This is a genomic window from Amycolatopsis sp. NPDC049252, from assembly GCF_043197175.1.
In the GTDB taxonomy this organism is placed as follows: domain Bacteria; phylum Actinomycetota; class Actinomycetes; order Mycobacteriales; family Pseudonocardiaceae; genus Amycolatopsis.
Genome location: NZ_JBICSQ010000063.1, coordinates 1 through 25,264, shown reverse-complemented (window position 1 = coordinate 25,264; position 25,264 = coordinate 1). Strand labels below are relative to the sequence as shown.

10 protein-coding genes and 2 tRNA genes are annotated in these 25,264 nt (G+C 72.1%); 2 read left to right on the top strand and 10 right to left on the bottom strand.

The window, feature by feature from the left end; genetic code table 11:
* The first annotated feature begins 837 nt into the window (after positions 1 to 837).
* Both ACGFMK_RS37615 and ACGFMK_RS37610 read left to right on the top strand, forming a co-directional pair.
* The gene (locus tag ACGFMK_RS37615; protein WP_392773743.1) at positions 838 to 14,883 is read left to right on the top strand and encodes a hypothetical protein; all 14,046 of its coding nucleotides are present in this window, start codon (positions 838 to 840) and stop codon (positions 14,881 to 14,883) included.
* Positions 14,873 to 15,379, top strand: a complete 507-nt coding sequence (locus ACGFMK_RS37610; protein ID WP_392773741.1) for a type VII secretion system-associated protein — start codon at positions 14,873 to 14,875, stop codon at positions 15,377 to 15,379. Before ACGFMK_RS37615 ends, ACGFMK_RS37610 begins: the two co-directional genes overlap by 11 nt.
* 33 nt (positions 15,380 to 15,412) lie before the next feature.
* On the opposite strand, the gene ACGFMK_RS37605 is transcribed toward ACGFMK_RS37610, so the two are convergent.
* The 10 genes from ACGFMK_RS37605 to ACGFMK_RS37560 form a co-directional block, all read right to left on the bottom strand.
* The gene (locus ACGFMK_RS37605; protein WP_392773739.1) at positions 15,413 to 17,704 is read right to left on the bottom strand and encodes a hypothetical protein; all 2,292 of its coding nucleotides are present in this window, start codon (positions 17,702 to 17,704) and stop codon (positions 15,413 to 15,415) included.
* Between the two features lie 21 nt (positions 17,705 to 17,725).
* A tRNA-Asn gene (locus ACGFMK_RS37600) sits at positions 17,726 to 17,798 on the bottom strand.
* A gap of 9 nt (positions 17,799 to 17,807) precedes the next feature.
* Positions 17,808 to 17,882, bottom strand: a tRNA-Pro gene (locus tag ACGFMK_RS37595).
* Between the two features lie 20 nt (positions 17,883 to 17,902).
* On the bottom strand, positions 17,903 to 19,072 hold the full coding sequence (locus tag ACGFMK_RS37590) for a M20 family metallopeptidase (RefSeq protein WP_392773737.1): 1,170 nt from the start codon (positions 19,070 to 19,072) through the stop codon (positions 17,903 to 17,905).
* On the bottom strand, positions 19,069 to 20,055 hold the full coding sequence (locus ACGFMK_RS37585) for a ketopantoate reductase family protein (RefSeq protein WP_392773735.1): 987 nt from the start codon (positions 20,053 to 20,055) through the stop codon (positions 19,069 to 19,071). The genes ACGFMK_RS37590 and ACGFMK_RS37585 overlap by 4 nt, the downstream gene beginning before the upstream one ends.
* A complete protein-coding gene (locus ACGFMK_RS37580) occupies positions 20,048 to 20,827 on the bottom strand; it encodes an SDR family NAD(P)-dependent oxidoreductase (RefSeq protein ID WP_392773734.1) in 780 nt (259 codons plus the stop codon). Before ACGFMK_RS37580 ends, ACGFMK_RS37585 begins: the two co-directional genes overlap by 8 nt.
* Positions 20,827 to 22,119 carry an MFS transporter gene (locus ACGFMK_RS37575; protein ID WP_392773733.1) on the bottom strand — a complete coding sequence of 431 codons (1,293 nt, stop codon included), beginning with the start codon at positions 22,117 to 22,119 and terminating at the stop codon, positions 20,827 to 20,829. Before ACGFMK_RS37575 ends, ACGFMK_RS37580 begins: the two co-directional genes overlap by 1 nt.
* On the bottom strand, positions 22,116 to 23,003 hold the full coding sequence (locus ACGFMK_RS37570; RefSeq protein ID WP_392773732.1) for a polysaccharide deacetylase: 888 nt from the start codon (positions 23,001 to 23,003) through the stop codon (positions 22,116 to 22,118). The genes ACGFMK_RS37575 and ACGFMK_RS37570 overlap by 4 nt, the downstream gene beginning before the upstream one ends.
* Entirely contained in the window at positions 23,000 to 24,016 is a 1,017-nt protein-coding gene (locus ACGFMK_RS37565) for an Lrp/AsnC family transcriptional regulator (RefSeq protein WP_392773731.1), read from the bottom strand. Before ACGFMK_RS37565 ends, ACGFMK_RS37570 begins: the two co-directional genes overlap by 4 nt.
* A gap of 49 nt (positions 24,017 to 24,065) precedes the next feature.
* Positions 24,066 to 25,025 (bottom strand): ArsR/SmtB family transcription factor, encoded by a 960-nt coding sequence (locus ACGFMK_RS37560; protein ID WP_392773729.1) that lies wholly within the window; start codon positions 25,023 to 25,025, stop codon positions 24,066 to 24,068.
* Positions 25,026 to 25,264: the final 239 nt, after the last annotated feature.

Genomic DNA, 25,264 nt, shown 5'->3' with positions numbered 1-25,264 from the left:
AACGTGGGTACGTGGTCGACGGCAGAGGTCGGAGCCGCTAATTCAGGCCCGCAGTCGGACACGGCGACCGGGTCGACCAACGTGGGTCCGTGGTCGACGGCAGAGGTGGGGACCGCTATTTCAGGCCCGCAGTCGGACTCAGCGACCGGGTCGAGCAATGCGGGCCCGTGGTCGACGGCAGAGGTGAGAGCCGCTAATTCAGGCCCGCAGTCGGACTCAGCGACCGGGCCGGCCAACGCGAGCCCGCGGTCGACACCAGAGGTGGAAGCCGCCAAAACCGGTCCCGGGTCGAACGCCGGGACCGGACCGGCCACCGGAGCTCGGGCGGCCACGGGGGCCGGTACCCCCACGACAGGTCCCGAGTCGGCTACCGGGGCTGGAGTCAGCAAAACCGGCGGCATCCCGGCGACGCCCGACCAGAAGCCAGGGCCCGTCGCGCCAGCCAAGCCCATCAAGACCGACCCCGTCGCACCCCCGAGGGGCACGACTCCACCTGACCCGGGCCAAGCTTCGACGGTCACCAATGACGAGGACACGAAGACCGGCCCCGGGAAGAAGGACGATTCGGATCCGGCAGCCTCCTCGAACGGACAGGGTCCGACCAAAGCCAAGCCGGTTCGGACCGAAACCATCGGCCCGAAGAAGCCCTCCCGCCACACTCCGGCCGCCGCGCCCAAAGCCAAGACCACCGTCGCTCCGCAAGCCGACGGTGGGAAGGCCGACTTCCACCAAGCCCGCAAGGACTTCTCCTTCACCTTCGTCCGCGAGACCGGCATCCTCGGCGACATCGGCAACCGAGACAACAACAACCAGGACTCGATCGGCGTCGTCGCCACCGTGGCCGCCACTCCGGACGTCGACCTCGCCGCGCTCGCCGCGAAGTACGGGCAGGGCTTCGACGGTGACAGCCACCGCGGCCGCTTCGGGCTGGTCATCGGGGTCAACGGCCGGGACGCCGCGCAGGTCGACCAGGCCGTCCGGAACTTCCAGAGCAGCTGGGACGGCCGGTATCCCGTCGCTGTCGTCGGGTTCACCTGGCGGCACCCCACCTCCGACGTCGACGACCAGAAGACCATTCCGTACGGCGCCATCCGCGAAAGCATCGTCCGGCATCCCGTCACCACCGAACTCACCGGCCGGATCACCGGGGACGTCTACCTCCACATCGGTGACGCCGACGTCGACAGCTTCACCACCGACCGCGGGCCGCTCTTCGACGCCGTCGACGCCTCCGTCAAGAACAACCCCGACGGGCCGCCCGAAATCCTCAGCGGTGGCTACCGCGTCCGCGACCAGGACGGACCGAACGCCAACGCCGCCGCCCAGCTCGACCTCGACGTGCGCGACGCCATGGCCGGCGTCGATCCGCGCAGCGTCTACTTCCCCGAGCCCAACACCTTCGTCCGGCTCACCGGGCCCAAGCTCGAGAACGACGCCACCTTCGGCACCAAGAACCCCCACACCGGCCGCTTCGACTACGGCGCCAAGGAAGGCCAGGGCCTGCTCGACTCCGTCATCGCGCAGCGCAACGCCGGCTGGAAGTACGGCGAGCACCCCACCGCCATCGCGAAGTTCGACACCGGCCTCGCCGTCCGCACCGACGGCAGCCGCATCGCCGCCAAGGCCGGCCCGGATCCCGCGACGCTCACCCAGAGCCACGCCAACCCGACCACCTGGACCGACCAGGTCACCCACCACCTCGCGGCGCACACCGCCGTCGACCCCAACCTCGCGCGCACCGCCGCGAAGATGGCCTTCCACGGCATCACGCCGAACGGCCCCAACCCGCCCAAGCTGGCCGGCCCCGATCTGCTCAAGACGCTGCCCAAGGACGAACGCGCCGCCTTCACCGCCGCGGCCAAGGCCGATCCGGACGCTCGCGCGCTGGCCAACCTGGCCGTCAAGACCCGTGACGCGCTGATCGACCACCGGCACCAGAACTCGGCCCAGGCGCCGCCCAAGGTCCACAATCGACAGTCCACTTCAGACGTCCAAAGCGGCACCGACACCAGCCGTCGTGAGACCGCGCCGCCCGCGCGGCTGGTCTCGGAGCGCTTCGACCCCGCCAAATCGATCGCGCAGCAGTTCGAGGGTGCCGGCCTCAAGGACGGCGAACTCGACGGCGCGATCACCCAGATCCGCTACGACGTCCGCCGTTACCAGACCGCGAACGGCGACTGGGTGCGGGACTTCACCGTTCCGCTCGACCTGACGTCGAATTCCGGCTCGGTGACGCCCGAGGCTCGCGCCCAGCTCGCGCAGGACCTGCAGAAGCACCTCGACGCCACGATCAACCAGGACAACCACCTGCCCGGCGGTGACAAGCTGCACGTCACGGTCGACGTGAAAACTCCACAAGGGACGGTCGACGGCGACTGGCAGACCGACCGCAGCCGCGGCGTCCCGGTTGACGTCCACGACTCCACAGTGGACGGGACCAGGCCGACCGACCAGACGCACTGGGACGTCCGCGACGCCAAGACCGGCCTCACCCACGAGGTCATGCACTACCTCGGCCTCGGTGAGGGTTACCACGACGACCGCCTGTTGTTCCACCGCGTCGACCAGCCCGGCGTGATGGGCCCGGACGCCTGGACCGACTCGACGCTCACCGACCAGAACCTCGCCAAGATCCAGGAGATCTCGGACACCGCGCCGATCCGCGACCACCCCCTCGGCGACCCGGGCGTCACGCCCGCGCCACGTCCTGAACCCCCGTCAGGGCACACGCAGCAGCCGTCGATCCACCAAAGCCCGGCCAAGGCACCCGTCACGGTCAACACCGTCCGGATCGACGACCCGCACCCCGGACAGGTCCTCGACCGCAGCGTCCTGCCGCCGCCGCAGCACACCGTCCTCGGCGTGCACGGCCTGGAGCCGGTGCTCGTCGGCGGAGACACGTCGCACGACAACTTCCGCGAGGCCGTCGCCGTCAGCCTCGACGACAACGCACCCCACGAGCACGCCCGCATCACCGGAGCGCTCGACGCGAACAACCACGAGACGAATCTCGACGCGCTCGCCAAAGCCGCCGGCGTCCACGTGCACGTACTGGACACCAAGGGAAACTGGACCAGCCACGGCCCGGAAACCGGCCGTCCGGTCCACATCGTCCGGACCGACGTCGACGGTAAGCCGACCTACCTCGGCACCCAGGAGAACGTCCACATCGGACGTCCACAAGTGAGCTACCCCGGCTCCACGGTCCTGCGCACCGAAGAGGGACGCAAGGTCGTCCACCGCGGCGAGTTCGAGATCGAGACGGTCAAGGGGCAGCACCACGTCCGCCTCTACACCGCGATCCTGACACCGGCCACGCGCGGCTCGGAGTTCAAGGACGTCCACCAGGACGCCGACGGCACCGTCCACCCGTTCAGCGGCGACGGCAAGGAGGGCTCGAAGATCTTCTGGGTCGGCGGCGGCCGCCCGTTGCGGGCCCTGCAGTGGACCGCGAAGTACGAGCACGACGTCAATCGCAAACCCGGGATGCAGCCGGTCCTGCGGTCGTTCCTCGTCCCGCTCGACACCTTCACCAAGGTCAGCGAACAGGCCACCGTCGAGGCGCGGTCCCAGGGCAACAGCCTCTCGATGAACGTCGACCAGAACGGTGACACGAACCAGTTCGGCCTGCGAGGCAAGGACTTCGACGCGCTCCAGCGGCAAGCGCTCAAGGGCTCGCTGGTCACCTACACCCCGGGCGGGCATGATCACCAGATGCCGGACGTAGCGGGCCGGCAGGAGGATCTCGCCGACCTCTACCACCGGCTCGGCATCAGCCCGGACTTCGACTCCGCCGCGCTCGGCCGCGAGAACGACCCGTGGTTCAGCTGGACGCCGGACGGACGCAAGTACTTCCGCAACGACCCGGCCGCGCTGCGCGGCCTGGCCAAGACGCTCGGAAACCATTACCACACCTGGAAGAACTCGCCGGACCTGTTCTTCAGCCCGGCCGGCGACAGCATTCCCGACGTCGTCACCAAGGAAGCCGCGGACAGCAAGGCGCGCCGCACCGAGGGCATGAACGTCTTCCTCAACACCCACGGTCCCGGCCGCGCCACCGTCGGGCAGCTTTCCGACGGGATCGGCGCCGCGATCGACACCGCCGTCCGGCAGCACGCTCCCGACGGCGTCCCGGTGGGCCCGCAGGAGCTGAAGGACACGATCCTCGGCGAGGTCAAGGACAGCCTCAAGCTCCCGAACCAGGTCTTGGCCGAGGCCACCCCGAACGCGCGGCGCGACACCCTCGACACCATCCGCGCCGCGATGACCGCCGATCCGCAGGTCTCGGCGAAGGCCGCGGACGTCGTCACCAAGGCCGTCACCGGCCGCCTGACCGGCGAACTCGGTGACACCGGGACGTTCGGGCCGGACGTCGCGAAGATCGTCCACCAGACCGTGCGCGAGCACTTCGACGCGCTCAAGAGCGATCGAGGCACTCAGCTCGACCAGGTCCCGCAGGGCAAACGCGGCTACCTGAGCGGCCGGCGTGCCGAAGCCTTCACCAAGGGGATCGCCGACGACCTCGCCAAGAACCCCGACCTCAAGAAGCTGCTCGCCAAGCCCAGTGTCACCATCGCCCCGGACGTCTTCGCCGCGCAGCTCAAGGCCCAGGTCGTGCCGAAGGCGATGCACCCGGTCACCAAGACGTCGCTGGTCGGCCTCGACGCCGACGCCCTGCGCGCCCACTTCCAGGCCAAGCAGAAGGACGTCGCCGAAGCCCTGACGAAGGAGCTGGGCCGCAAGAACGCGGGCAAGCTCGCCGACGCCGGTTTCCGGAAGACCCTCATGAACGCGGTCGGCCCGGAGGTGCGCCACCCTGACCTGCTGCGGAACGCCCGGTTCGACCCCGTCACCCACGAAGACGCCGACACGTTCATGGACCGGCTGCCCGACTTCGCGACCCAGGCGGAGATCGGCTCGGCCATCGCCACCGACGAACGCCGGATCAAGGCCGACTTCGACACCCGCGAGACGGAGCTGACCGACAACGGCATCGAGGGCACGCCGTTCGCCAACGAGTTCGGCCGCTGGCAGGCCGAGCACACGTTCGGCCACACCCAGAAGAACGACCCGGCGGTGTTCGCCCGGCACCAGGCCGCGGGCCGCGAACTCACCTCGGCCATCCACGACGAGCTGGCGGCACCGAACCCGGAGTCCGCCAAGAAGATCCTCGACCGCCTGGTGTCCAGTGTGGACGAGCAGACGGCCCGCAAGTTCGCCGAGACCGTCAAGCCGCAGGCCGACGGCCGCCCGGACCGGGCGCCCGGCCAGACCAAGCCGAACACGTTCGGCGAGCACGCCCAGATGGTGCTCAACCAGTACCTCAAGCTCACCCAGGGCCACCAGGACGCCGGCCGGTTCGTCTCCCGGGACGCGATCGCGAAGGCTATCCTGTTCCACGACGCCGACAAGGTGAACTCCAAGCTCCAGTACGGCGACGCGCAGGTCAGCCACGACCGCGAGCCGGAACACCGCGGCGCGGTCCGGCAGATGAACCGCCACGAAGGACTGTGGGCGTCCCAGCGTGACTTCGAGATCGCCCGCCAGTTCGTCGACTCGGACCCGTTCGGCTTCTACTTCCGCGACCTGGGCGTGTCCGCAAAGGACGTTCACGACTTCGTCAAGACGCTCGCCCACAAGGCGAAGACGCCGGACGGCCGCACGCCGAACGCGTCCGACGTGCGGGACCTGTTCCGCGAGTTCCACCAGTACTACCAGGCCGATTTCTCCTCCTACAGCCCGCAGGCGAAGTTCGTCAACGACACCACCGGCGAGGTCCAGGACGGGTACGACAAGCTGACCGGCCTGGCCGTCAAGGACGGCGATCACGTGCCGGTGCCGGGTGAGCACCGGTTCGCCTACTCCAACGAGCCCCGCGACGGCGGTAAGACCCCGTACGAGCAGAAGTACCAGGAACTGGCCAGGCTCTTCGACGACGCGGTGCACGACGGGACCGTGCTGGTCGGGGACAACGACCCCGGTCCCGGCGGAACGGACCTCGACTCGGCCCACGGTGTCCGCGCCGTCCACGAGACGAACCCGCAGGCCAAGCCGGCCGTGCTGGCCCGCGTCAAGCCCCGCGAGTTCACCGCCGACGAGACCCGCGCGATCGACGACGCCCTGAAGCACTACGCCCCGATCCTCGGCGAGCGCCGGGCGAACTCGAGCCGGGCGCACGCGGAGCAGGAGGTCAAGCACTTCGCGGCGGTGTCGTTCGGCGTCGAACGCGGCCAGATCGCGCCGACCGCCCGCGCGGAGTACCTCGCCTCGCACGGGACCGTGAACCTGTACGCGATGGGCGTGATCAACAAGGAGTTCGGCGGCGGTCACCGCGGCATCGAGGGCACGGTCACCCACGAACTCGCCCACGGCCTGCTTTCCTACGCCCTCGACGACTACGGCAAGCACGTCGGCAGCTGGAACCCGGACGGCTCGCCGCACCGCAGGGCCGGCGGCGAACCGCCGGCCGACCCGAAGATCCGCGACGACGTCGCCGACTTCAAGGCCGCCCTCAAGTCCCACCTGCTGGACCCGGACGGGTTCGCGACGCGGTCGCCGCGCCGCTCGGAGTTCGTGACGCGGCTGGCCCAAGACCACCCGGACGTCTTCGCCCGGCTCGAGAACGAGCTGTCCGGCAAAGCCGCCGAGCGGATCTTCAAGGCGCTGAAGGACAACCAGGCCGCGTTCAACGTCCACACCGGACACTGGGACGCCGACGGCTACCCGGCGTTCGACGGCGAACGCCCGATCAGCAAGTACGGCGCGACCAACGTCCACGAGGACATGGCCGAGACCGCCAAGTACTACTTCATGGACCCGGACCACCTGCGACAGCACGCCCCGCACCGCGCCGAGTTCTTCGACCAGCTGATCGCCGGCTGGGACCCGGGGCACCGCGACGACGTCCTGGTCGACGACACCCCGGACACCCGGGCGCTGCGGGCCCGGCTGCCGGAGTACGCGCGCGACGGCCGTGCGCTCGGCGCGCTGGCCCCGGTCGACGTCCGGGGCGCCGAGGAGGTCGGCACCCGGATCGAGCAGCTGCTGAGCCCGCTGGCCGATGGCCGTCCCGAGGGCGTCGACGCCATCACCGGCTCGCTCGAGGGCGGCGGGTTCGAGTCGTTCCTCGGCTCGGGCAAGGCGTCGATGGTGCGGGTGGGGGAGAAGTGGTTCGAGGTCCGCGTCCAGGCCGTGCCGGACCTGCCTTCGGTCGCCGCCGACCAGGTCACCGACGCCACGCCCGCCGCCGGCGACGTCACGAACAAGAACGAGGTCACCCACGGCGACCCGCACGCCGACACCACGACCGGCAGCATCACGACGTCCGCGTTCTGGCTGTTCCCGGCCGGGCCCTACGCCTCGATCGGTGTGTCGGCGCAGCTCGCGTCGCCCGCCATCGAGCACACCTCGACGAACACCGGTACCGAGCAGCGGGTGATCCGCTCGGCCGGTGACCTGCAGAACGCCGACGTCCCGGTGAAGTACCGGATCACCGTCACCACCCAGACCGGCGGGCAGACCGGGTCCGAAGTGGACGGCAGCGTCCGGCTCCTGGTGCCGACCGACCTCGCCGGGCTGGAGTCGCACGAAACCCCGGACGCGACCCCGCGGGACGACTGGGCCGAGCGGGTCGAGTTCCTCGCCCCGGAGGCCGTGCTCCTCGACGAGCAGGCGTTTTTCGACCAGGTCAGCGGCAAGCTGCACCCGTCGGTGACGAAGTTCGGCGCGCCGGGCCGCACGGCGCTGCGCGACTTCGTCAGCGGCGGTGGCCTGCGGCAGGTCATCGGCACCGCGCTTTCCGGCTCGCCGGTGGTGTCGAACGACCTGTTCAGCCCGCACGGCAGCTACCGCGAGGCCGTGGAGCTGCGGGCGAAGCCGACCGACGTCGAGCTGCTCGGAACTGTGCCCGGCGACTCCGAGGTGAAGCTCACGGACTCCTCCGTCGCCGGTGGGAGCACCTCGGCCGCGTCCAAGTCCGGTGGTGAGATCAACGGGATCTTCGGCGGCGGTGCCTACGTCCCCGGTGCCGTCGGCGGGGTCGCCGGGATCAGCGGGAGCGCGTCGGCCAAGGTCACGCAGACGTCGCAGGGCGGCACGAGTGTCACCAGCAAGACCAACCTGAACGCCAAGGGCGACATCGGGCTGTACAAGGTGACCGTCGATCTCGCGGTGACGACGTCGAGTGGTGAGACCGTCACCGTGCCGGCCACCGCGTATGTCCGAATGGGACTGCCGGAAGCCAAGGCGCAGGGTCTGCCCGTGCCGGACGGCACCCGCGACAAGGTGACGCCGGGGGAGCAGCGGTTCGAGCCGCCGTACCTCGCCGCGGCCGCGGCGGCCGGGCACGTCCGCGCGGGCACCTTCACCCCCGCGGCGCAGGTCCAGGCGCAGCTCGAGAACACCCTGCGCGAACGCCCGGGCTTCGCGAAGTTCCTGCCCCGCTTCGACAAGTTCCAGCGCGACGTCTCCAAGGGCTCCGGCGCTGACACCGCCGAACGCCTGAGCAACCTCCGCAAGCTCACCGCCACCTTCTCGCCGGCCGCGCTGCGGTCCAAGATGGACGATCTGCTCGGGCCGGGCGTGTCGACGCAGCTCAAGCGGCGCGGCCTGTTCACCGACGAGTACCTGAGCGTCACGGTCAAGGCGAAGCTGTCCCCGGGCCGGCACCTCGGCCAGGCCACCGGCCGCTCGGTCAAGGGCAGCACCGTGACGTCACCGGCCCTGAGCAGCAGCACGACCACGGAGAAGGGCTGGAGCGTCGGCCTCGAAGGCCGGATGATGATCCCGAAGACGACGCCGCTGACGTCGCTCGGCATCAGCCCGACCGTCACGCCGGTGCAGTACTCCGACACCACGACCTGGAAGAACGCCGGCGGCCCGACCACCACCACGACCACCGGGATCGGCGGCAGCCCCGACGCGCAGGTCTTCGAGCACGACGTCGAGTTCGAGGTCGAGATCACGAGCCACACCCGCCACCGCCCGTGGGTGAAGAAGCTGACACCGGGATCGCCGTTCCGGCAGACGCCGCGGGTGTCCACAGTGGCCAAGACCGGCGACGGCCTGCCCAGGATCTCCGGTCAGGTCGACCTCTGGGTGAGCGACGGCTCGGCGCCGAAGACCGATCCGACGCGGTTCGCCCCCGGCAAACCGTCGTCCACCGACTTGGACACCGCTCCCCGGCTGGACGCCCTGCTCGGTGCCGATCGGCCGCCGGCGCCGAAGTTCCTGCACGTCGAAGCGGTCGCGAACACCGAAACCCTACGGGATGAGGCGATCAGGCAGCTCGAACGCGCCGCGGGCGGCGACGGTGTGCTCGGCCTGCCCGGCGGCGAGGCGCGGAAGCGGATCGACCGGATGTTCACGCCCCAGACGTTCCGCTCCGGCCTGCCGCGCTTCCTGCGGCAAGGCGCGCGCTCGGGCGGGTTCCGGTACGAACGCCGGGTCGCCGATCGCGTCGGCGGCCTCGGCATGAACGTCGGGCTCAGCAACCCGAAGCTCGTGATGACGTCCGAGGCGGGCGGCAGCGACACGACGTTCGCCGGCGGCACCAAGGCGGGGTACGAGAAGTCGCGCAAGCAGGCGGTCGAGGGCAACGTCCAGTTCGGCATGACCGTGCGCCCCGACGGCGGCGACCCGCACGGCCAGGGCCAGCTCTACACCTCGGCCAAGTGGAGCCCGTGGAGCCGGACCAAGGGCACGTCTTCCGAGCTGAGCGCGAGCGTCGACCACGTGCGCCGCGCGCCGTCGGACAGCCGGACGGTGCTGGTGCAGTACGACGCCGACGTGCGGCTCGTCGCCGAGACGCGGCAGGAGAGCGTGGTCAACGGCGCGAAGTCGCGCGCCGGCGCCGACGTCAAGCTGCCGGGGGCGGTGTTCGTCCGGATGACCGAGGACCAGGCCCGCGAACAGGGCCTGCTCCCGCCGCTCGAGCCGCGCACCCCGGCGCCGGGCACGCTCACCGCGCCCGCGCTGGTCGGCGGCACGTCCAGCGCGCTGGGTGCGGCCGTCGTCGAGGACGCGCCGGACCTGAGCGGCCTCATCCGGAGCGCACGCGCGGCGCTCGGCAAAACCGGCGACCGGCTGCTGCCGAAGTCCGTTTTGGACGATTCGATGAACAACCTGCAGCGGATGCTGGACACGGCCGCACCGGAGAGCGTGACGTCCCTTGTGGACGGTGCGCTCGACGGCGGGGTGCCCCTGGTCCTGCACGACCCGGGTGTCGTCACGACCGACACGTACCAGGTGCTGCTCAAGGCGAAGATCACCGAGACCGAGTTCCTGGACGTCGCACACGACGGCAGCGAAATCGACCACGCGACCAGCTCGACCACGACGGCCAAGGAGACCGCCGGCCACGGTTCGTCCTACGGCGGCCAGTTCCGCGGCGCCGGGCGTGGCCTCTTCTCCGACAGCCACGCGAAGGTCAGCGGGTACGACGGTGTCTACAAGGGAGTGTCCGGGACCCGTACGAAGACCGACCAGACCACGGCCACCGGCACCAAGACCACCTCGAAGACGGCGTCCTCGAGCGGCCCGTCGGCGCGGTACCGCGCGAAGGTGGAGTTCGAGCTGGTCGTCACCCGCGGCGACAAGACGTTCCCGGTCACGTCGCAGGACGCCGATCTCGTCGTCCGGGCGGCCGCCGACGACCAGAAGATCACCACCGGGTCCGCCCTGAAGGACCACAACGCGGCGGCGACGAACGTCAAGGCCTTCGCCGACGCCGACCTGAAGACCTGGCAGGACGGTGGGCACGGCGCGCTGCCGCCGTCGGCGACCACCGAGGGCCTGCGCGGCGCCGCCGAGGTGCGGGCCGCGGCCCGGCAGGCGCTGCGGACCGCCGGGGCGCGTGACGGCCTGATCGGCAACACGACGCTCGCGTCCGCCGTCACCAACGAGATGCTCCAGGCGAACCTGCCGGACCTGGTCAAGGGGCCGCTGAACGTCCCTGACCTGCACGAAGCCGCGGTGCTGCGCAACGGCCACGGCACGGTCAAGGTGTACGCGCGGGTCGTCAACCCGAAGCTCGCCGGACTGAGCGACAGCGTCAAACTCGAGCACTCGGCGACCGAGACGGCGACCTTCACCGGCGAAGCGAAGACGACGTCGAGTTCCGAGCAGCAGCACAACCTCGGCGGTGGCGGGGTGAGCGACCCCGGGCAGAACGCGCATTCGTGGGGCGGCCTCGACACCCGCTCACCCGACCCGAGCACCGATCCGACGTCGTCGACGTCCGCCGGCGACCGGTCGGTGACCGGCAAGCCGAAGGGCCGGACCGGGCTGGTCGGCTTCGACGTCGAGTACCGCGTGGTCGCCGACCTCGGCGGCGGGCGGACCGCGGCGGTGGAGGTGAAGGTGCCGTCGTCGGCGCTGGTCCGGATGACCGACGCCGACGTCGAGGCGCTCCTGAAGGCGAAGCTCCCGGACACCCTGACCCAGGCCCAGGACGCGGTGAAGGACGCGGCCGAGGCGTGGCGCACCGCCGAGGAGGCCGTCGACCAGGCCCAGCGTGGTGCCGACGATCGGTGGCTGGATCAGCGCGAAGGCTCGCGGAAGCTCACCGAAGACGGCCCGGCGCTCGGTATCGACACTGCGGGGGACGCCGTCCAGGCGCTGCGGGACGCGCTGGCCTCGGCGGAGGCCGACGCCCGTGACGCCGGGGCGCGGCTTCGCGCGGGCAGCGCCGAGATCACGCGCCTGAACGACGTCGCCGACCAGGCGCTCACCCTGGCCGGGGCGGCCGAACCCGGCTCGGCCGAGCAGCAGGGTCTCCTCGCCACGCGGGGTTCGGCGCTGCAGCAGGCCGCCGCGATCCGGGTGGCGCAGCCGGAGCTGACCCGGGCTCGTGGTGCCGCGCAGGACCGCGCCGAGCGTCTCGCCGCCGTGCTCGACGACCACCGCAACGACCGCGCCGACCAGATTTCCCGTCGTGAAGCGGCTCTCGACGAGGTCGTCGAGGCTCGCCGTCAGGCCGATGACGCCCGGCAGGCGTGGTGGGACGCCAAACGGGAGCTGGACCGGCAGGTCGACGCGTTCGATCCGTCCACTGTGGACGCCGTGCTGGCGCAGGACACCGTCACCGGCGTCGACACCGGGACCGGCCTGCCGTACGACTTCGACGTTTCCCAGATCGAGGCCCGCCCGGTCACCGACCGGTCCGGCCGGATCGTCGCGGTGTCGTTCCTGCCCGCCGCCGAACACACCGCCGACATCGAACGCGACTGGGCGGACGACCATTCCGACACCGTCGGATCCTTGCCCGAAGGCGCGACGCCGGAGCGGACCACGGCCCTGCTGCGGGACGGCGCGAAACCGGACCTGGACGGCCGCGCGTTCGGCGAGTGGGCGTCGAAGAGCCCGGCGCCGTGGAACCCCGGCTCGCTGTTCGTCATGGCTCACGGCCGGCCGCGGTCGGTGAAGCTCACGCTGCTGAGCGGGCGCACCGTGCGGGTCGACGGCGCGACCTTCGCCAAGGTGCTCACCGCGTCGAAACCGTTCGCGCAGGCGGCCGGGTCCGCGCGGCCGTCGATCACGCTCATCGCCTGCAGCACCGGCAAGCTCGACGGCCCGGGCGGCGTCGCCCACGACTTCCGGCGGGCGTTGTCCGAGCTGGGCGGGCCGCTGCAGGTGCACGCACCGACCGAGCCCGCGCTGTTCGGCCGGCCGTCGGCGGCCCTGGGGCAGGCGACCGGCGTCACCCGCGGCTTCACGACAGTGACGGATGGGGGCCATTTCGCGACCTTCGGCGAGCTGCGGGGGTTCACCGGCGAACTGGCCGATCAGCCGGGGACGACCGTCGAATTCGACGCGCTCACGGCGACTTCGCTGCGGGACGCCTCCGGCGAGGTGCGCGGGGTGAGCTTCCTCGAGCCGGACGAGGCGGCGAAGGTGCAGGCCTGGCTGTCGCAGACCACGGGGGAGAACCTCATCGTGGAAGCCGCGCCGGACGAGATGCGCGAGTTCGCGTCCGGCGCGCAGCCGTCGTTGCGCGGTCGCGGGCCGGGCGAGGGCGGCGTCCTGGTCCGCGCGCCGTGGGCGGAGGAACTGGCTCAGGGCAGGACGTTCCTCGTCACCGGGCACGGCGAGGAGACCCGGGTCAAGATCTTCGCCCAGGTGGACGGTGTTTCGCGCGCCGTGTTCGTCGACGGTGCCACGCTCGCCCGTCTGGTCACGTCGTCTTTTGGTACCGCGCAACCGGAATCGGTGACGCTCTTCCCCTGCGCGGCCGGACGCCGCCCGGGGCCGGGCGGGGTCGCGTTCGACTTCCACGCGGCTTCCGGCCTGCCGGTGCACGCGGCAACCGACTCGGTACTCGCCAACCGCCGGGACGACGACGAGCCCTCCGCGCCGCTGTTCGGCGCGACCGACGACGCGTTCACCGCCGTCGTCCGCGGCGGCCACTGGACAACGTTCGGGAAGCCCGCCGACACCGGCGCGGTGGTCGCGGAGCTGACCGAGGCACTGGCGAAGGACTGGAACTACGCCCGGTCGGAGCCCACCGCCGGGCTGGTGCCGCTGGCCGATCGCGCCCGGACCCTGGAGGTCGTGCGCGAGGCCGTCGCGACCACCCTCGCGCTGCGCGACGCCGGGCCGGTGCTGGCGCAGCACGAACAGCCCGGCGTCATCCGCGCGGTCGTCGACCGGCACCTCGGGCACCGGGAGACGGATCTCGCCGCCGGCGCGCGCGAACTGGCGGAGGCGGTGCTCGTCGCCGACACCGGCGACGGTCCGTTGCCCGCCATCAGCCTTTCCGGGGCCGGCGCGGGTGCCGTCGCGAAGGCGTTGGCCGGGCATCTGGGTGAGGCGCTCGCGCACGACGTCCTGGCGCGTGTCCCGGTGAAGATCCGTGGCGGCGGCAGCGGGCACGTCGAAATCTCGTTCGCCTCGACGCGGCTGCGGATCGATCCCGCGGTCGCCGAGATCGTCGGGCGGCTTCGCTCGGGTCTGCCGGTTCTGCGGCTGGATCTCGTCGCGGACTCCGTGGCGTCGCACGAGAACCCCGGTCTGCTGTGGACCTCGGTGCTGGCGCAGGTGGCGGCGTTCACCGGCGTCACGCACGTCGTCGACCGGCGGTTCGATGCCGCGTCGGGCAAGTGGCGGCCGGTCGGTCCGTCCATTCGGGACTTCTTCCCGAGCGCGGGCAAGGGTGACTGGCGGGACGGTCTGGTTTATCGACCGCTCGTTCCTGGTGATTCCGGAGTGGACACGGCTCGTTCACTGGCGGAGTCCATTGTGGAGTGTCTAGGCGACGGTTTGCCCATGCCCGTCGTGCCCGAGGCTCTGGTGACTCAGGTCCAAGCCGAACTGCTCGCCTTGACGCCGCCCGGTGCGGCTCCGTTTGTGGTCGACCGGTCGCTGAGCCCGGCCGACGCGGCGGCCGTGGCCGGGCTGGCGGAGGAGTTCGCGCTGCTGCAGCTGCACGGCGTCACGGACACCGTCGTCGCCCGGGACGACGTCCTGGAGATCGCGGCCCGGGTGGCCGACGGCCTGGACGTCGGCGCGGCCGCGGACGCCATCGACGCCCTGGCCAGGCACGATGCGCTACGGCCGGGTCTGGTCACGGTCGCGATGGACGCCGTCCAAGCTTCGCCGGACGTCGAGACGCGGGCCGGTGAGGTCGCCGCGGTGCTCCGGGAACTGGCCGATGTGGAGCTGCCACTGGAGGTCAAGCGCGAGGCGGTGCGTGGCGCGGTGGACGATCCCGAGCCCACCCGGCGGGCGCTGTGGCTGATGCGGCGGTTCCGCGTGACGAACCTGGCGTGGCTCTACCGGTGGCGGATCGCGGAGGGCGTGCGACGCTATCAGGAGCAGGAGAAGGCCGCGTCGGAACGCTCGGCCCGGTTGACGGCCGCGGTGGGAGGGGTGCGTGATGACGGCTGAGAAGTGGGTGCTGCTGGTGGACCCGGCGAGGGAGCCGCAGCCGTCGGCGCCCGACCGGACCCACGTGGTCGGCGGCTGGCTGGCCCTGGCGGACGGCTCGATCGGCGGCTTCGAGCCGAACCCGGAGTACGAGCCGTCAAGCCCGGACAGCCCGGCGGATCCCCTGGACGCGGTGCTCCGCCTTATGGCCGCGGGTGACGTGGAGTTCGACCAGGTGGCCGCGGTGTTCCGCCAGGCGACCACGGCGGTGGCGCTGGACGCGACGGGCTCGCCCCTGACCGCGCCGTCGCCGGACGGGGTCCCGTGCCTGCTGGTGGCGACGGCACCGGCCCACCGCGGCCGGGTCCGCACGGCGGGCTGGCGAGCGGTCGGTGCCGGCGAGCTGGCCGCGTTGCTGGCGGCCAACCCGGGCACGGACCTGCTGCTCAACCCCGGCGCGGCGGGGTGCACCCGCCTACCGGCGGAGACGGTCCAAGACCTGGCGAGCACCCCGTAGCACCTGAAAGCCGTGAATGTCGCATTGAGGGACTCAGAGTCCCTCAATGCGACATTCACGGACCTGGCAGCGGCGCTCCGGCAGGTACCAGTGCGTGCCGGTCGTCCAGCCGAGGAACCGCCGTCCCGCACCGTCCGCCGTGGTGCCGGACCCGGTGAAACGGCCACCCGCCACGACCTGCTCGAGACCCGCCACCGCCGGGCCGAAGCGGTCCGCCAGGCCCGCTCGCGCCACCTGCTCGCCGAGCCGGTCCACCGCCGCGCGCTGGGCCGGTTCGTCGCAGAAGCTCAGGAAGAACACGGCCTGCCGCCAGGCGTAGGCGGCGTTCTTCACCGTCTGCCGGGCCGCGTGGTGGTCGTCGACCCGCAGCGCCAGGCGCCGGACGACCCAGGTGAATACCTCGTCGGCCAGCTCGGGCGCGGACGCGTGGAGCCGGGGGCGCAGCGCCAGCGTGTCCACCAGGACGGCGAGGTTCTGCGTCGTGAGGATCTGACTCTGCTCGAGGACCGTGCCGTTGGCGGCCACGGAACCGAATCCGCGCTCCGGCCGCGCCTCCTCCGCGCGGGCGACGCAGGCCGCGGCGAAGTCGTCCGCGGTCTGCTTGCCGAAGGCCCGGGACCAGCGCGGGCGCGGGGCGGCCGTCCACGTCGCCGGCAGGTCGTAGTAACGCGCGTAGAGCGTTCCGGCCATGACGCGGCTCGTGAGTTCCGCCGCCGTGCGCCACTTCGCCGTGAACGTGCCCGTGAAGATGTCCGCCGCGACCTCCTCCACCAGCGGCATCGGCGCTCCGGCCTGCTTCGCCAGCGCGCCCAGCTCGCGGACCAGCGTGTTCGGCAGGATCGCCTGCGGGAACGACCCGAGCGCCAGCAGCACCGTCTGGGTCAGCGTGTGGCGCGCCGCGCGGGTGGCGTCCGGGCGGTGCCCGCGCAGCGGTTCGAGCGCGCCGATCCACGGCAGCTCCTCGATGCGGACCTGGTGCTCCAGGTCGAGCAGCAGCAACCCGCGACGGCGCCGGAACGCCGCGTACGTCTGCGCGCACAGCGCCGCGAGCGTGTCGTCCTCCAGGTTCGCCGCCAGCAGCTGCGCGGTGATCTGCGGCAGGACCGTCGCCAGCACGTCGCCGGAGGTGATCACGTCGCGCGCGACCAGCTCCTCGACCGGCGCTTCCAGCGCCCGGGTGACCTTCGCGACGAGGTGCGGCGGGGCGTCCTCGACGACGACGTCGATCTCCGGGAGCCCGCCCTCGGCCGGGTAGCGGTCCAGCCGCTCGGCCAGCACGGCCGCCAGCTCGGCGTACGTCGGCCGCGCCGCGACCGACGCCTGCGCCGCACGCAACGCCGCGCGCGCCTCCGACCCCGGCGCACCGTGCTTGGTGACGGTGTTCGCCAGGGCGCGGCGGATCCAGCCGACGTCCCGGCCGGTCAGCTCCGCACTGTCGTGTTCGCACGCCGGCAGCGCGCGGTGCAGCCGCGCGAAGTTGCTCTTCGGGTGCAGGTGAGCGGTGGACGCGGTGTGCCGCGCGCTCGCGGCCGTGTGGTCGGCGAGCCACTGCGCACGGCGCTCCGCCCAGCCGGCCGGCCACGCACGGCAAGGCCAGCCACCGCTCACCGAGCCGTCCTCGGTCAACCGCGGCAGGTCACCGTCGACGGTGTCGCACCACAGCGCGATCAGCCGATCGAAGAGCGGGTGCCACACCCGCAGCGTCTCGAGCATCGCCGCGATCGCGGGCTTCGTGCCGGTCGCGCGCAGGGACGCCTGGACCTCGCCGACCGTGCTCAGCCGCACCAGCGACCCCGCCGGCCGCGGCGTCGCACCCGGCCGGGGCGCCAGGCGCAGCCGGTGCAGCAGCGGGCGCAGCTCGGCGACCAGGTCCAGCGCGGCCTCGGGGTGGCCGTGGTCCAGCAGCCACGCGACGACCGGCAGCGCGGCGTCCTCCGGGACCTCGACCCGGTAGGACTCGGTGGCCAGCGCCGCGCGCAGCGTGGCGAGGCCGTCGTCGGTGAGGTACCAGAGGTTGAGCCGCTCGCGGTCCGTGCTGCCCGGCCCGGCGGCGGGCAGGGCCGCTTCGGCCGGGTCCAGCGGAACTTCGGCGACGTACCGGCCGGTGGCGAACCCGCCGTGCGCGACCTCGAGGGTCACCCACGCCGGGGTGCCGGCGACCGGCGTCCGCGAGCCGATCCGCAGCGTGCCGTCGGCCATCCCGGCCAGGACGTCCTGCCACCGCCCGGCCTTCGCCCGCGCACGGGCGCGCGCCGCACCGTCCGTTGCGGACGCCGCGCTGCGCAGCGCCCGCTCGAGCTGCCCGTAGGCATACCCCATCGCCATGTGTTTCCCCCTGAAGCCAAGACTTGGAGGCAGGGTTCGAACCTGCGCCCTCCCGGAGAACAGCCGGGTGTTCTTCCTGCTGAACTACTCCAAGGTGCGGGGGTGGACATGGAGGCGGGATTCGAACCCGCGCCGTCCCGGTCCCGAGCAGGGCGATCTGCCGCCGATCTCCTCCATGCCGCTGCCCGCGGGGGAAGCCTATTCCGCCGGACCGCCTGGTGCCACCGGCTTTCCGGCAAGCCGGTGCAGCACCGCGGCCGCCAGGGCCGTGCGCTCCAGCATGCCCGCCACGCTGATGTGCTCGTGCCGTGCGTGCGCGCCGTCGCCGACCGCGCCGAAGCCGTCGAGGACCGGGTGGCCCAGCGCCGCCACGAAGTTGCCGTCGCTGGCGCCGCCCACCGAGCACTCCTCCAGGGTGACGCCCAGCTCCGCCGCCAAGGACCGGGCCAAGCCGTACAGCTCGGCGACGGCGTCCGAGCGTTCCATCACCGGGCGGTTCCAGCCGCCCTCGACGGTGACCGTCGCCCGGGGGTCGTGGGCCGTCAGGGCGGCCAGGCCCGCGTCGATGCGAGCCGCCTCCGCCGCGCTCGATACGCGGACGTCGATCTCGCCCGATGCCGCTCCCGCGATCACGTTCTGCCTGGTCCCGCCGGTGATCACGCCGACGTTGACCGTCGTGCCGGCGGCCGGGTCGGACAGGGCGTGCAGGGTCAGGATCGCCCGAGCCAGCTCGTCGATCGCGCTCGCGCCCTTCGTCGGGTCCAGGCCGGCGTGGGACTCGACGCCGGTGGCGCGCACGCGGAACAGGCCCACGCCCTTGCGTGCGGTCTTCACCGCGCCGCCGGCGCTCGCCTCGAACACCAGCGTCGCGCGCGTGCCCGCGGCGGCCTCCTCGATCACCGGGCGGGACGCCGGGCTGCCGATCTCCTCGTCGCCGTTGAGGACCAGCCGGACGGCCGGGCGGGGGAGGCCGGCCGCGTCCAGCGCGCGCAGCGCCCACACCGCGTGGACCAGGCCCGATTTCATGTCGAAGATCCCCGGGCCGGTCGCGCGGTCGCCGTCCACGGTGAACGGCCAGTCCGCGAGCGTGCCGAGCGGCCACACCGTGTCGTAGTGGGCCAGGATCAGGACCGGGGTGCCGGCACCGGCGAAGTCGTAGACCTTGATATCGCCGTGCACGCCGCCGTCGACGTCACGCACCGACGAAGGCGCGCCTAGGCGTTCGCGCAGCCAGCCGTCCACCCAGGACAGTCCGCGCGCGAGGTTTTCCTTGTCGTCGCTGGGGGTTTCGATGCCGACGTAAGCGGCGACGTCGGCCAGCAGCTCGTCGCGGTGTGCCCGCACCCACTCGTGCAGCTCCCGGATCATAGGCCTCGCTCCAGTTCGTTCAGGTGGTCCTCGGACATCCCGACGGCGCCGGACTCGACGTCGCGCAGCCGCGCCAGCATCGCCCGCAGCAACGGTACGTCCGCCTCCTCGAGCACGGGCGCGTAGTGGTGGTGCACCTCGACCGGCCGGTGCCGGACGGCGATGTCGCGCCAGATGCCGCTGCGGTCCTTCGGCTGCGTCCGCAGCCACGCGACCAGCCGGTCGGTCGCCTCCTCGCGCCCGGCCGCGCCGGGCAGGTACGCGGCCGGGTCGAACTGGTCGAACGCCTCCAGGGTCCGGTCGCCGGCCGCCGTGAGCACCTCGGCCGCGAGCGCGTGCATCAGCGGGCGGTGCCGGTCGATCAGGTCGGCCATCGGCGCGTCGGCCAGCGCCGTCGTCGTCAGCATCGCGCCGAACCCGAGTTTCGCCCACAGGTAGCCCTCGACGTTCGCCGTCGCCTTGGCCGGGCCCCAGGCCTGCAGGTCGGCGACGACCTCCTCGACGCGGTCGCTGATCCGCCCGTCCGGCTCGCCGACGACCAGCGCGCCCAGCCCGCCGTCCCGCACGACGCCGGGTTCGGCGACGTCGGCGAACAGGTTCACGAACGCCCCGACCGTCCGCTCCGCGCCGACGTACGACGCGATCAGCGCCTCGTTCAGCCCGTTCTGCAGGGACACGACGAACCCGTCGCGCGCGAGCCGCGGCTCCAGCCACTGCAGCACGTTCTCGGTCGCCTGCGCCTTGACGGCGAGCAGCACACGGTCCAGCACCGGGGGAGCGGCGTCCGGCACGAACGCGGGCAGGTCGACCGTTTCGTCGCCGTCGGGACGGCGCAGGGTGAGCCCACGGTCCACGATCGCCGCCACGTGCGCGGCATCTGTGTCCACAACGGACACGGCGTGCCCCGCGCGGGCGAGGTGGAAGGCGAGCGTCCCGCCGATCGCGCCGCCGCCGACCACGGTGTACGAACGCCGGTCAGACATGTGCTTCCTCTCCGTTTTGGACGGCGGTGCCGCCGGCCCAGTGCAGGGGCAGCCCGGCCGCGCCCGCGGTGGAACCGCCGTCGACGCGCAGGATCGCGCCGGTGATCCAGCCCGCTTCGGGCCCGGCGAGCCAGAACACGGCGTCGGCGATCTCGCGCGGCTCCCCGCGGCGCCCGAGCGGGTTCACCGACACCGCCGCCGCGTACTCCTCGGTGACCGGGTTCGCGTCGCTGTCCACGGTGACGAAGCCGGGGCTGACGGCGTTGACGCGGATGCCGAGCCCGCCGAGCTCGACCGCGCAGGCCTTGGTCAGCATCTCCAGCGCGGCCTTCGACGTCGCGTAGTGCGCCGCCCCCGGCCGGGCGCGGGTGGCGGCACCGGAGGAGATGTTGACCACCGCGCCGGGTCGTCCGGTGCGTCCGAACGCGACGGTCGTCAGCAGCGCGGCCCGCACGTTCACGTCCTGGACCCGGTCCCACGTCGCCGCCGTCATCTCCAGCAGCGGCGTGGCGGGGTAGCTGCCCACGGCGTTGACCAGGACGTCCACCGCGCCCGCCTGCGCCACGAGCCCGGCAGCGTGGTCCGCGTCCGCGAGGTCCCCGGGCAGCTCGACGACCTCGACGCCGTGGTCGGCGCGCAGCCTTCCGGCCACTGTGGACAGTTCGACCAGGCGCAGGTCGGCCAGCACCAGGCGGTCGCCGGCGGCGGCGAACCGGTCGGCGATCGCGGCGCCGATACCGCCGCCGGCGCCGGTCACGAGCACGTTCCGCACTACAGTTCCTTTCCCTTCGTCTCGGGCATCGTGAGGTACACCGCGACGCCGATCACGGCGGCGGCCGCGACGTAGACCCACACGAGGTTGCCGAGGTGGTTCGCGTTGAGCCAGGTCGTGACGTACGGCGCGGTCCCGCCGAAGATCGCCACGGCCAGCGCGTACGGCAGCCCGATCCCGGTGGTGCGCACCTCGGCCGGGAACTGCTCGGCCATGATCACCGCGCAGTTCGCCGAGTACCCGACGATCAGCACGAGCCCGATCAGCTCGATGACGAACACGCTCCAGAACCCGTTGGACAGGAAGTGGAACGCGGGCCAGGCGAACACGACGAACCCGGCGGCGAACGCCGTCATCGTCGGCTTGCGCCCGAGCCGGTCCGACAGCAGGCCGCCGAACGGCAGCAGCACGATGAACACGACCATGGCGAGGGTGTTGGCCAGCAGCGCCGTCTTGAGCGGGATGCCGGTGGACAGGTGCGCGTACGTCGGCATGTACGTGACCCACACGTAGTAGATCAGCGTGCCGGCGATGGTCACGCCGGCGACGCGCAGCGCGGCGCCCGGGTGGTCTCGGACCATCGCGACCACCGGGTTGCGCCGCCGCGGCTGCGCGGCGACCTTGGTGAACGCTTCCGTCTCGTGTACCGACTGCCGCAGCCACAGGCCGACGAGGCCGAGCAGCCCGGCGACGCCGAACGCCAGCCGCCAGCCCCAGCCGTGCAGGTCGGCGTCGGACAGCGTCGAGTTGAGGATCGTGCCCAGCAACGCCGCGAGCAGCGAGCCGAGGCCCACCGAGACCTGCTGCCAGGACCCGGCGAACGCGCGCCGCCCGGCCGCGGCCGACTCGATGAGGAACGCCGACGACGACCCGAACTCACCGCCCGCGGAGAAGCCCTGCACGAGCCGGGCCAGCAGCAGCACGAGCGGCGCCAGCACGCCGATCTGCGTGTACGTCGGGCACAGCGCGATCACGATCGACGCCCCGGCCATCAGTGAGATGGTGAGCGTCAGGCCCTTCTTGCGGCCGCGGCGATCGGCGTACGCGCCGAGCACCGCGCCGCCGATGGGCCGCATGACGAACCCGACGGCGAACACGGCCAAAGTGGACAGCAGCGCCGTGGTTTCGTTGCCCCCGGCGAAGAACTGGCCGGCGAACACCGGGGCGAACGTGGCGTAGACGGCCCAGTCGACCCATTCGACGGTGTTGCCGACGGCGCCGGCGACGATCGCTTTGCGCTGCTGCGCCGTCAACCGGTGGGAAATGTCCGAAGTGGACGAGACGGTGGTCATGGCCGCTCCCCGAGAACGTGGTCGACGATCTGCGCGTGGGTGGCGAACCAGACGCCGTCGTGGCCGCTGATGTGGTCGAGCAGCTCGGTGAGGATCGCGATCCGCGAGCGGTGCCCGATGATGTGCGGGTGCATGGTGAGCTGGAACAGGCCGCCGTCGGCGTAGGCCGCGTCGAACTCGTCACGCCAGATCGAGAGCACTCCGCGCGGGGGCGTGTAGGGCCGCAGTGACGCGAAGCGGTCCATCATGAAGTACGGCGCGTCGTCACGGATCCACTCCACGGGCAGTTCGACGACCCCGGTGGGTTCGCCGTGTTCGAGGAGTTCGTAACAGTCGTCGTCGGCCATCAGCGACGAGTCGTACTTCAGGCCCAGCTCGCGCGTGATGGCGAGCGTGTGCGCGGAGAAGTCCCACGACGGCGTCCGGATGCCGACCGGCCGGGTACCGGCGAGCCGCTCCAAGACGTCGGCTGCGCGGAAGGCGAGGTCACGCTCTTCGGTCTCCGACAGCGCGGTGTTGCGTTCGTGGATCCAGCCGTGCAGCGCGACCTCGTGTCCGTTGTCCACATAGGACTTGACCTCGCCGTCGTGCAGCATCGCCGACACGGCGGGCACGAAGAAGGACGACGGCGCGGAGTAGCGTTCGAGCAACCGCAGCAGCCGCGGCACACCGACGCGGGCGCCGTACTCACCCTGGGCCATCTTGCCGGGCAGCACGTCGCCGTCGCGCAACGCGGGCGTCTCGTGGTCGGAGTCGAACGACAGCGCCACGGCCACCTTCGCGCCGCCGGGCCACGACTCGGGCCGCAGCGAGCGGCCCGCCCGGACGTGCTCGACGTGCCCGCGCCAGGTCTTTTCGTCCCACAGCCAGGGTTGTCCGGTCATGCGTCCTCCAAGCTGGCGGCGGGGGTCGGGGCCCACGCGCGCTTGAGCGTCGAAACCTGCAGGGTCACGTCGGCCTCCCGGAGCCCGGGCAGCGCGCCGACGACGTCGGTGGTGTGGCGGTACAGCTCGCCGTAGTGGCGCAGCACGATCTGGCCCACCAGGTTGAACCGGCCGGTGGTGGCCGAGAGGTACTTGGTGCCCGGGTGCGCGGCGAGCTGCTGCCCGGCGCGGTCCAGCTCGCCGGGGACGACCGAGAGCCAGAGCATGAACTCCAGCGCGTACCCGAACATCGCGGGCTCGGCGAGCGTGCGGAAGCGCAGGCAGCCGCGGCGCACGAGGGAGTCGACCCGGCGGGCCACGGTGGACTCGCTGGTGCCGACCTGGCGTGAGACCTCCTTGAACGGCAGCCGGCCGTCCTCGCCGAGGGCCGCGCAGATCGCCAGGTCCAGCTCGTCGAGCTGCTCGGGCGGGCGCTCCCAGTGCTGCTCCTCGAACGGCCGGACGTCACCGCCGCGCAGGTCGGCGACGGCCTCCGGGCTCAGCTCGCCGGAGTCCCAGTCGTGGTTGGAGGTGAAGGTGCGCATCACGGCGAACGTCTCCACGTCGTGGACGTCCCCGGCCGCCGGCAACCCGGCACCCTGCAGCCGCGCGATGTCGCCGTAGGACGGGAGGACGAACTCCGCCGAGCAGTCGGCGCTACCGGCCAGCACGGTCGCGTAGCGCACCTCGGGCCGCGCGGCGAGCGCTTCGGCGACCCCGGCCGCCGTCCCGGGCCGGCACCGCAGCCGGGCGAGCACGGGTACGCCGAGCCCGCACCGCAGCACGTCGAGCACCGCGATCACCCGCAGCTGCCGGGTCTCGGTGAGCTGCGCGGCGCGGCGCAGCACGGTGGACTCACTGGCGCCCACGTGCCGCGCGACGGCGCCCCAGGAGGCCCGCCCGTTCAGCTGCAGGGCGCCGACGATGCGCCGGTCCAGCTCGGTCGTCTTGACTTCGTTCTGCACAGAACGCATCCTGCGTGCAGGAAAACGTCAAGTCAAGGGGTTGAGATGCAAGAAAGAGTCAGCCGGCCCGGATGACCCCCAGGCCCAGCGGTGTGATCTCGTGGATCTGCGACTTGCCGACCCGCGCGCTGGTGATCAGCCCGCTGGCCCGCAGGATCGACGCGTGCTGGCTCGCCGTGGCCAGGGAGATGTCCGTCAGCTCCGCGAGCTCGCTCGTGTTGCAGCGGGTGATCGCCACCGTCATGAGGACGCGGGCGCGGGTCTGCCCGAGCAGCGCCGCCAGGGACGGGCCGGGTTCGGCGTCGCTGTCCAGGCTCGTGTGGCCGATCGAGTAGACGAGCACCGGCGGGAGCCCGGGATCCTTGTACGTCGTCGGCATGCCGTGGGCGAAGAAGGTCGGCAGCAGCCGCAGCCCGCGGCCGCCCAGGTGGAGCTTCTGCTCGACCGGGAACCGCACCCGCAGCACCGGCGGGCACCACGTGATGTCCGGGTGCAGGGTCGAGAGCAGCAGCTGGGGCCCGCCCCGCTCGAGGCTCGACTGCAGCCGGCGGCGGTCGCGGGCCACGGTGCGGCGGATCGCCGGCCAGTCGGGCGCGAGGCACTGCCGGTAGTAGTCGTGCAGGGCCGTGCCCAGCCGGCGCAGCTCGCGCGTGTCGCCGTCGCCGACGCGCCGCAGCCACGGCGGGACGCGGGTGCCCTGCGCGGCCAGCTCGGCCACGTCGGCGGCCAGGATCCGCTGCGGCGTTTCGAGCACCGCGGCGATCCCGTCGCCGACCGTGCGAGTGCCGGGCGGGGTGAGGAAGTCCGGGCAGTACCCGTACGGCGGGACGGCGGTCATGAGCAGCCGCCCCGACTCGGGAACCGCGGAGCGTGACCCCCGCCGCCACCGGCCGAAGAACGGCTCGCCCTCGGGTCGCCGGATCCGGTAGCTGCTCATCAGCAGCTCCCACATCGGGTCGGCGTCCTCGGCGATGGTCAGCTTCGCCAGGTCCGCGTCCGTGAAGTGAATTTCCAACATGCCGGGCGCACCCCTTTCGAGGGCAGGGTAGCGCTGGTCGGGGCGGTTTCGGCGGGAGAGGCGAGGGTTGAGCGTCACACGACGTTTCGGCCAGGTGCGAAACGTTTTCGAGCCGGTTGCCCCGCCCTCGCGCCGCTGGCACGTTCTGCTGGGCGGGACGGCCCGCAGCCGGCTGGGGGACGGCTGCGGGCGCGTCCCGTGAACGGGGGGAGGCGGAAGCCGCGTGCCACGGGATGACG

Excerpts from the sequence above, each read along its gene's own strand:
- ACGFMK_RS37610 (WP_392773741.1), top strand. The coding sequence starts at position 14,873 with ATGACGGCTGAGAAGTGGGTGCTGCTGGTGGACCCGGCGAGGGAGCCG.
- ACGFMK_RS37605 (WP_392773739.1), bottom strand. The coding sequence starts at position 17,704 with ATGGCGATGGGGTATGCCTACGGGCAGCTCGAGCGGGCGCTGCGCAGC.
- ACGFMK_RS37590 (WP_392773737.1), bottom strand. The coding sequence starts at position 19,072 with ATGATCCGGGAGCTGCACGAGTGGGTGCGGGCACACCGCGACGAGCTG.
- ACGFMK_RS37585 (WP_392773735.1), bottom strand. The coding sequence starts at position 20,055 with ATGTCTGACCGGCGTTCGTACACCGTGGTCGGCGGCGGCGCGATCGGC.
- ACGFMK_RS37575 (WP_392773733.1), bottom strand. The coding sequence starts at position 22,119 with ATGACCACCGTCTCGTCCACTTCGGACATTTCCCACCGGTTGACGGCG.
- ACGFMK_RS37570 (WP_392773732.1), bottom strand. The coding sequence starts at position 23,003 with ATGACCGGACAACCCTGGCTGTGGGACGAAAAGACCTGGCGCGGGCAC.
- ACGFMK_RS37565 (WP_392773731.1), bottom strand. The coding sequence starts at position 24,016 with ATGCGTTCTGTGCAGAACGAAGTCAAGACGACCGAGCTGGACCGGCGC.
- ACGFMK_RS37560 (WP_392773729.1), bottom strand. The coding sequence starts at position 25,025 with ATGTTGGAAATTCACTTCACGGACGCGGACCTGGCGAAGCTGACCATC.